At 44.6% G+C, this 9,244-nt stretch carries 6 protein-coding genes; 1 reads left to right on the top strand and 5 read right to left on the bottom strand.

Features of this window, described 5'->3' with window-relative positions; translation table 11 throughout:
- Positions 1-245: 245 nt before the first annotated feature.
- From AC1DPZ_RS16770 to AC1DPZ_RS16785, 4 genes are all read right to left on the bottom strand, one after another.
- Complete coding sequence (locus AC1DPZ_RS16770) at positions 246-1,283, bottom strand: LacI family DNA-binding transcriptional regulator (protein ID WP_477405430.1); 1,038 nt, start codon at positions 1,281-1,283, stop codon at positions 246-248.
- Between the two features lie 325 nt (positions 1,284-1,608).
- A complete protein-coding gene (locus AC1DPZ_RS16775) occupies positions 1,609-2,424 on the bottom strand; it encodes an SDR family oxidoreductase (protein WP_477405432.1) in 816 nt (271 codons plus the stop codon).
- Positions 2,425-2,462: 38 nt separating this feature from the next.
- On the bottom strand, positions 2,463-3,293 hold the full coding sequence (gene kduI / locus AC1DPZ_RS16780; RefSeq protein ID WP_477405434.1) for a 5-dehydro-4-deoxy-D-glucuronate isomerase: 831 nt from the start codon (positions 3,291-3,293) through the stop codon (positions 2,463-2,465).
- Positions 3,294-3,860: 567 nt separating this feature from the next.
- A complete protein-coding gene (locus AC1DPZ_RS16785) occupies positions 3,861-5,021 on the bottom strand; it encodes a DUF1015 family protein (protein WP_477405436.1) in 1,161 nt (386 codons plus the stop codon).
- A 458-nt stretch (positions 5,022-5,479) separates the two neighbouring features.
- Between AC1DPZ_RS16785 and AC1DPZ_RS16790 the strand changes: the two genes are divergently transcribed.
- The gene (locus tag AC1DPZ_RS16790) at positions 5,480-8,506 is read left to right on the top strand and encodes a glycosyl hydrolase 115 family protein (RefSeq protein ID WP_477405438.1); all 3,027 of its coding nucleotides are present in this window, start codon (positions 5,480-5,482) and stop codon (positions 8,504-8,506) included.
- A 278-nt stretch (positions 8,507-8,784) separates the two neighbouring features.
- Here the strand turns inward: AC1DPZ_RS16790 and AC1DPZ_RS16795 are convergent.
- Positions 8,785-9,244: hypothetical protein (locus AC1DPZ_RS16795; RefSeq protein WP_477405440.1), on the bottom strand; the 460-nt coding region annotated here is incomplete at its 5' end.

The raw sequence follows: 9,244 nt of genomic DNA on the forward strand, positions 1-9,244 counted from the left end.
CTGAGCCTGTCGAAGCATAGCGGGCAAAGGCCCCTCCGCACGAGTCTTCGACAGGCTCAGACTGACAGGCCTTTACACCTTGAAAGTCTAATACGTCATGGGTAGGTACGAAGCAATCCCAAACTATACAGATCCGATTTGCAAAGCTACTCTGTAAATGGGGGATTGGTTCGTGCCTCGCAATGACGGCCTTTTTTTTATTTTTAGACAGCTTCTTAGTACTGTTGACTTAACAATAGCAGGCGCTATTGGTTAACCGGGGTTGATGAATTGCGTATAAAAACCTGGGTAGGCAATACAACGGTTTCAAACTCGGTTACCGGCCTTTTGCTTTCAATCAGGTTAATCAGCATTTCGGTGGCCTTTTTGCCCATTTCATAACCTGGCTGGTAAACCGTGCTTAATGACGGATTTAAAACATCGGCTAATTGTGTATTGGTAAAACCAAGCAGGGCAATGTCTTCGGGGATTCTAAACTCCAGTTTATGCAAAAGCGATAAAGTTGTTGTGGTGATCCTGTCCGAGGCCGTAAAAATAGCATCCGGACGATCTGGTGAAAGTAAAAGTTCGTTAAGTGCTTTTTCTATTTCACCAAGATCTTTACCGCCATGAAGACAGTATTTTATATGCCGCTCATTTGATTTAATATTGTTTTGCTCCAATGCCAACAGGTAACCTTTCAACCTTTCGGCTGTGATTGACACATTTACCGAACTTGTTATATGCGCAATTTTTCTGTATCCGGCTTTAATTAAGGCATTTGTTGCCTCATAGGCACCCATAAAATTGTCGGCAATAACTTTGTGGGTTTCAATTTCGTCGCTCACCCTGTCGAAAAAAACAATAGGTAAGCCCTTCTCATGCAGCTTTTTAAGATGCTCTACATCCTTTGTTTCTGTAGATAAGGATATCAGCAGCCCATCAATTGAACGATAGATTAAATGGTTCACATTTAACATTTCAAGCTCATAGGATTCATGGGTTTGCGTAATAAATACGTTATAGCCTTTGCTGTGCGCAATAAATTCTATGCCATTAATAACCTGCGAAAAAAAATGATTATCAATGGTAGATACAACTATTCCTAAGGATTTGCTGTTTCCCTGCTTTAAACTTTGGGCCATGGGGTTAGGCTGGTAATTGAGCCTTTTGGCACATTCCAGGACCAGTTTTTTGGTTTTCTCCCCTATTTCATGACTATCCTTTAGCGCTTTAGATACAGCTGAAGTAGAAATCCCTAATTCCTTAGCAATATCTTTTATCGTAACTACCCCGAAATTCATACTTTATAAAATTTACCCAGTTATTTAGCTACAGCCAATAAACTAATCTGTAGTAAACATAAGTAAATTAATGAAAATATAAATTCAGTATTAACCAGCAGGATCGCTTTTAAATGAAAACAAGCAGGAGGCACCTACGGAGCCGGGGTTTGGGTTTTCCTGTGTGCTATAAACACGCGACTCCCACGGAGTCAATGTTACAATAACCATTTCCAACTCCAGCGGAGTTATGTGTTTATAGTGAAAAAACATTTTGCTTTTGGCTCCGTAGGCGCCTCCTTTTAAACGCGATTTCCCTGTATTAACCAGGAATTAAGCAAACTGGTTAAACGCCACCAAAAATCGAAAAACCGCCATCTACACAGATCATAGATCCGGTAACAAATTTTGATGCATCGCTTAACAGCCATACCAACGCGCCTATTAATTCATCGGGATGACCAAAACGCTTAAAGGGGGTTTGTTTAATTACAAGTTGCCCTCTTTCTGTATATCCGCCCTCGGGTTTGGTTAGCAGGTTACGGTTTTGCTCGGTAAGAAAAAAGCCCGGCGCCAACGCATTCATCCTGATGGCATCGCCATAGCGGTTAGCCAGCTCCACCGCAAACCATTGATTATAACAATCAACCGCCGCCTTACCAATATTGTAACCCAATACCTTGGTAATGGCGCGTTTGGAGTTCATAGACGAGATATTGACGATGCTGCCTTTGCCGGTTTGCGCTATGGCCTCGCCAAATACCTGTGTGGGGATAATGGTGCCCCAGGTGTTCAAATCCATCACGGTTTTCATACCGGCTATGTTCATTTTAAAAATATCTTCGTCGGGTTGTAAAACGCCTTGCGGCATATTGCCCCCTGCCCCATTCACCAGGCCATCCAAACGACCGAAGGTGTCCAGCAGTTTGGTTTTAGCCGCCTGCAATTCTGCTTCGTTTAAAACATCGGCAGCTAAAGCAACTGCTTTACCGCCATTTTTATTAATAGCCGCTGCGCGTTCTTCGGCTATTTCGGCGTTTCTGCCTAATATACCTACCGCACCACCTGCTTCCACAATACCATTTATAAACGAGTTGCCTAATATGCCTGTACCGCCTGTAACTACAATTACTTTACCGGCCAATGAGAAGTTATTTTCCAATGTATTTGAATCTTTTTAATTTTAGTTAAAGATAGTTATTATCTGATGTCGGGAATGGCAATCGGGTCCATATCGGTATAGTCGAGGTTTTCGCCGGCCATGCCCCAAATAAAGCTGTAGCTTGCCGTACCGCTGCCCGAATGGATACTCCAGGGTGGTGATACCACCGCATCGTAGTTATTCATGGTGATATGTCGTGTTTCCTGTCCCTCGCCCATATAATGAAAAATCTTTTGTCCTTGTGGTACATCAAAATAAAAATAGGCTTCCATACGGCGGTCATGTACATGCGACGGCATGGTGTTCCATACACTGCCATCATGCAAAATGGTTAAGCCCATTACCAGTTGGCAGCTTTTTGTGCCTTCCAGGTGAATATATTTATTGATGGTACGATGGTTGGCTGTTGATGCCGAACCAAGCGTAACTTTTACCGCATCGGCCTGGGTTAACAGCGTTGTTGGATATTGGGCATGTGCCGGTGCCGAAAGCATATAGAATACAGCAGGTTCGGCCGCGTTTTTACTGGCAAAATGAACACTTTTAGTACCCTTGCCAATGTACAGGCAATCCAGTTTTTTAAGGTCGAAAGATTGGCCGTCGGCTACTACCACACCATCGCCGGCAACATTAATGATGCCTATTTCCCGGCGTTCCAAAAAATATTCGGCCCTAAGGTTGGGGTAGTTCGGCAGCAATAGTTGGGTGTTTATAGGGTTGGCAAAACCAACTATCATCCTGTCGTAATGGGTATAGGTACAATTTATCTCGCCGGGCTGTACCTGGTTATCTATAAGGAAACGCTCGCGGATAAGCGCGGTTTGATAACTTTTAAAATCTTCGGGATGTACACTTTGTAATACTTTCAAGGTGATATGTTTTTATTTAAATCTTTGCAATTCTACAACCCAAACTACTAATTAAAAAGATATAGCAAGCATATTTTTACTTCATCGTTGTAGTTAATAAGCATATATGCATAGGATAAAACTTCAAAAAGCATCCGTGTAACTTATATCCAACCATTATTGCGAGTATCCGGCAGCCCAGCTGGAAAAAACAGTAATGACATGTATGGATACCACAACCGTCTCCTGATCGTCATTGCGAGTATCTACCAGGATAATCCTGGAAAAAAATGGGGATGACGTGTTGGGTTTAGGGCCTCACAACACCCATGTCATTGCGAGCGCAGCGCGGCAATCGCGAACTGTGCAGGTCCGCCCTGTATAGCATGCGATTGCTTCGTTCCTCGCAATGACATAGATTATATTAAAAAACAGCTCTGACAATCAGACACTTGCGAACACATCCTTATAAGGAAATACGACAAAGCAATCCCTAAAATACAGATCGGATTTGCACAGTTACTCTGTAGGTCGGGGATTGCTTCGTACCTCGCAATGACGATCTATTTATCTATTTTTAAACAACCCCTAACTCCTCAGCGCCATTACCAACCCATAGGGTGCTTTGGGTGTCATCCAGGTTGATTTGGGCGGCAATCTATCACCCCGCGTTGCTGCTTCCATCACCTGGTCGATCGTTAACGGATAAACCGTAAAGCCAACGGCGTCTACGTTCGCCTCGCAAAAATCCACCAGTTTATCAAGTCCGCCCGGGCCGCCGGCATAATGTAAACGTCCGTCGGTCATGGGATCAATAATCCCAAAAACCGGCGCCAAAATATAATGCTGCAATAATATCACTCCAGGCCCCTGCCGTTTAGCAAACAAATGGTACCAACGCCCACCCGCCAGCATCCCGATCCAGCCCGGTGTACCCGGCGCATAAGGCAGGTTATCTGCAGAAAGCTCAACTACGAAATCCTTTTCCAAATAAAATAGTAATTCTTCTAAAGGTAAAGCCAGCCGGGGCAGCACCATCCTATAAAAAGGTCCTACTTCAAACTGGTCGGCAGCCATCAGCAGCGAACTGATATACCGATCGTTCGTGCTTGCTGCCGCCGCTATCCGGTGATGGCCATCAGCGATAAATGCATGTTCAACTTCCGAAAACAGCAAGGTGAGCAAATGTAATGTCTCTGTATCCTGAACCCGCCATAACAAATGGCTCGCCCCCTTATAACTCAACTTATCCGGAGATCCGGTAGCTTTAACCGCGGCAATCAAATGGCCAATTGCCCCATCCGGCGGGTAAGCCAGCAACACCGGCTGGCCCTCCAACCCTACCGCCAACCTGTATTCGCGGTGTCGCAACTCCTTTTCTGCCAGCGTAAGCTCATGTGCCAACACACTTCCTTCCCGGTAACTATCCAGCGCCATTAAAGTCCAAACCCCGGTTGATGTCTTCCCATCACGCCAAACCTCGTAGATATACATACATGGCTCCACATCCTGCAGCAGTAGCTTATTAGCCAACAGATCCTGAAATACCTCCTTTATTTCGGAATAAACGCTATCCAGAGCACCCGCATCCAGGTCGCTTTTCCTCGAGCCACTCTCCAGTAACAACTTCAAAGCAGGCACAACGGCGCCCACCAGGTGCTCGCCCGACATATCAATCCCCGTAAAAAGGAACTGCTCCGCGTAAAAAGGATGCGGCCTCACCGCGCGAAAAGGACTAATCCCAATCATATCATCACTTTTTCAAATACTGTAAATTATTAAAAGCTGTTTAAATTTATTAATGTTTATACGCCTAATGAAGCACATAACCACGCGTTATTGTGAGGCACCCACCAGCTCAGCTGGAAAAAACAGTGATGACATGTATGGATACTACAACCGTCTCCTGATCGTCATTGCGAGGTACGAAGCAATGACGGTTGGATATGTGTTTCTCGGACCTATAAAAACATTATTGGATTAAATTTAAACAGTCTCTAATGACTTAACCAAATCTATATATTTATTGTTGTAATAAACACCAAAAAAAGCCGGCATCACCGGCAGTTTTCCCAAAACAATCCTCAATTACAATTATATCAGTATGGCACAGGATGGTATTAAATAATTTATTCTTTAATATTGACGCAGCAATCTAAATTATTCAAAAGGATACAGCTTCCTTTTCAGCAATAACTAACAACCAATTGGAAAATTTAAAAGAAACCAGTTTGCGGCTTCCAGATGGGGGTCAAAAAGCTTTTGATCACACTTTTAAAAAACCCTACACTTCGTTACGTAATACCTGTGGCGCTCCTCCCAAATACTTAAAATTTCTTTTTATTGCCTTTATGATATTGGTTGGGGCAAATAAAACTTTAGCTGTGCAATTTGACCTGGTAACGCCGCAAAATAAGGTCGCTATTTATTATGATAAAAATGAGTGCCGGTTAGATTCCATTGTGGCCGGCCTCCTGGCATCAGATATTGAACGCGTAAGTGGCTATAAGCCGGTAGTATCTGCAGATATTTCAAAAGCGCGTGGTAATATCATAGTAATCGGCAGCATCAACTCAAAACTGATAGCGGGTTTAAACACCGGCGCAATGGCCGCCAGTTTAAAAGGTAAATGGGAGAGTTATGGGTTGAAGCGTATTGCGGCCCCGTTTGGCAATGTAAAAAATGCATTGATTATAACCGGCAGCGATTTTAGAGGAACGGCTTACGGCGTGTTCGATATTTCTGCACGCATCGGGGTTACACCCTGGTATTGGTGGGCCGACGCCACACCGGCAAAAAAGAAAGCCCTGGCTCTAAACATTCCCGATTTTATTTCGGCAGCGCCATCTGTAAAATTCAGGGGAATATTTATCAATGATGAAGACTGGGGGCTGCAGCCCTGGGCCGCCAAAACGCTGGAACCCGAAACCGGCGATATCGGCCCAAAAACTTATGCCAAAGTATTTGAGCTGCTGTTGCGGCTGAAAGCCAATTTGATATGGCCGGCCATGCACCCCTGCACAAAAGCTTTTTATCATTACCCAGGTAACATCCGGGTAGCCGGTGATTACCAGATCATTATAGGATCATCACATGCGGAGCCTATGCTGCGGAATAACGTGGGCGAGTGGAACGAAAAAACCATGGGTGCATTCAACTATATCACCAATAAACAAAAGGTAGCTGATTACTGGGAATCACGCATAAAAGAGAGCAGCCACATTAACGGCATGTATACTATTGGGATGCGTGGGGTGCACGATAGTGGTATAGAAGGCGTAAAAAACCTGGACGAAACAGTACCCCTGCTTGAACGTATTTTTGCCGACCAGCGCGATATGCTGAAAAAATATATCGACCCCGATATTACCAGGGTGCCGCAGGTTTTTACCGCTTATAAAGAGGTATTGGATGTGTATGATGCCGGCCTGAAAGTACCCGTTGATGTTACCCTGGTTTGGCCCGACGATAACTACGGCTATATACAAAGGCTAAACGACGGGAAGGAAAGCAGGCGCGCGGGAGGATCGGGGGTGTATTACCATGTATCCTACTGGGGTCGTCCGCATGATTATACCTGGCTATGCTCTACCAGTCCGGGATTGATCCGGGAGGAAATGACCAAAGCTTATGAGCTGAACAACCGCAACCTTTGGGTGGTAAATGCAGGTGATATTAAGCCGGCCGAGTACGACATCCAGCTTTTTATGGATATGGCCTATCATATCCGGCCATTTTATAATAACGCTTATACCAAAGCACATTTAAAGAACTGGGTAAGCAGCAACATTGGAACAAATAATGCCGCTGCCATAACCAATGTGCTGTGGAAATACTACCAGCTGGCCTTTGAACGCAAGCCGGAGTTTATGGGCTGGAGCCAGACCGAACCCACAACACCAGTCGGCTTTACCGCCTATAACCATCAATATTACGGAGACCAGGCACAACGACGGATAGACGATTACGAGCAATTAGTGCAAGCCGCAAAAAAAATACGAACGAGCGTAAGTGCCAATAAGCAGGATTGCTTTTATCAGCTGGTATACTACCCGGTAGTTGCGGCTTCGTCAATCAATAAGAAATTTTTGTATCGCGATAAAGCCTACCAGTATGCAAAGCAAGGCAGGTTGAGCGCACCACATTATGATTCGCTTGCGAAAGTTGCTTACCAGGACATCATCAGCGAAACTGATTATTATAATACTAAACTGGCGGGAGGTAAATGGGCGCACATAATGTCTATGCACCCACGTGACCTGCCGGTTTACCAGGCGCCCCAATTAAATTATAAAATAACCAAACGCGCCGAAAGGTGGCTGGCCCTGCCAGAGGGCGCTGCCGATACCGCAGGCGCAGTTACCAACCTTTCACTACCTGAATTTAACAGCACCGGCCAAAAGCACTTTATCGATGTGTTTTTAACCCAGGATGCACCGGTAAAATATGTTGTTAACACCTCTGCATCATGGATTAGCGTTTCGCGGCAGGCGGGCAGCCTGTTGGCAACGGGCGGCAAGAGCCAGAGCCGTTTATGGGTATCTGTAGACCAAGCCAAAGCGCTTGCAGCAAAAGAGTTAAACGGTACTATAACCATTCAGGGCGCAAATAAGTCCGTCAGCATAGCCGTAAAAACAAGCAAACAAAACCCGCCTGCACTTAAAGGCTACAATGGTTTTATTGAAAACAACGGCTACGTTTCTATCTACGCTAAAAATTACCACGACAAGACGAACAAGGGAGCCGACCATTGGGGAGAGGTGAGCGGCCTGGGGGCCACGGAAATAAGCATGGAAGCTTTACCTTTACGGATGATCGCTCCGGCAAAAGAAGATCTATCTGACGCCGGTATCAAGCAAAAACCGGTTCTATCTTATAACTTTTACACGTTTAGCGTTTCGCCGGCCGGGGTTAATATCTACACCATACCTACCTATCCCTTAAACCGGAATTTTGAGATGCGCTACGCGGTTAGCATAGATGATGGCCCGGCCACAGTTTTAAACTTTAAAACATTCGGCCGCAGCGAGGAATGGAAACAGGCTGTATTAAGCAATTCGATTATGCGTAATGTTAACACGCCATCGCTGCCTGCAGGCAGGCACGTTCTGCACGTGTACCTTATCGATCCGGGGGTGATACTGGATAGGATACTGATAGACCTCGGCGGACTCAGGCCGTTATATGGTCTGATACCCGAAACTAAAACAAGGTTATTGCAATCTACTAAATAGCAGGCTTTACAAATAAGCAATACCTTGGGGGCCAGGGTAAGTGACTCATTTATGTACCAAATCTCCAACAGGTTAGAAACAAAAAAAGCGAACAAAAAGACTAAAATTCATCTTTTGTTCGCCCGGGGTTTTCCTACATGGACTCGAACCACGATTGTCTGAACCAGAATCAGAAGTGCTACCATTACACCATAGGAAAAAACATTGTAACAGCATCTACATGCTATTACAATGCAAATATAGCACGTAAAGCTTTATTTAACAAAAAATAGTTTCGGCTACCTTTCCCATTTTATGCCTTGTATGCCTGCCTGGTGCAGGCGTTCGGTAAGTTGCCCAACGTGGTGCTGCAGATGGCGGATGTTGTATAAATGTAATTGCAGCCGGTTCATTGGGATCCAGTAAAAACCGCATTGTTCATCGTTATTTTTATCGCTAACCATATTTTCCAGACTATCCGATATGCGTATGGCATAATCAATGATGTCATTTTTTGAATAAACAACATTAATAATTATTGGCTCCTGATCATGAGTTACCGTACCCAGCGAGTTGTAATTGGGCATATGCTTATCCCAGGGCACAAATTTATCCGCACTTTCTGACAAATATAATGATGTATAAAAAAGCGCGTGATAGGCTATTCGCCAAAATGCGTTTTCAAATTCTATACTTTCCCATAAACCGTCCGGGCATTTTTCAATAGTATCCAGGAGCATTTTAACAGCAGCTTTGTAC

This window comes from Mucilaginibacter sp. P4_G9 (genome assembly GCF_056400985.1).

Excerpts from the sequence above, each read along its gene's own strand:
- AC1DPZ_RS16770 (WP_477405430.1), bottom strand. The coding sequence starts at position 1,283 with ATGAATTTCGGGGTAGTTACGATAAAAGATATTGCTAAGGAATTAGGG.
- AC1DPZ_RS16785 (WP_477405436.1), bottom strand. The coding sequence starts at position 5,021 with ATGATTGGGATTAGTCCTTTTCGCGCGGTGAGGCCGCATCCTTTTTAC.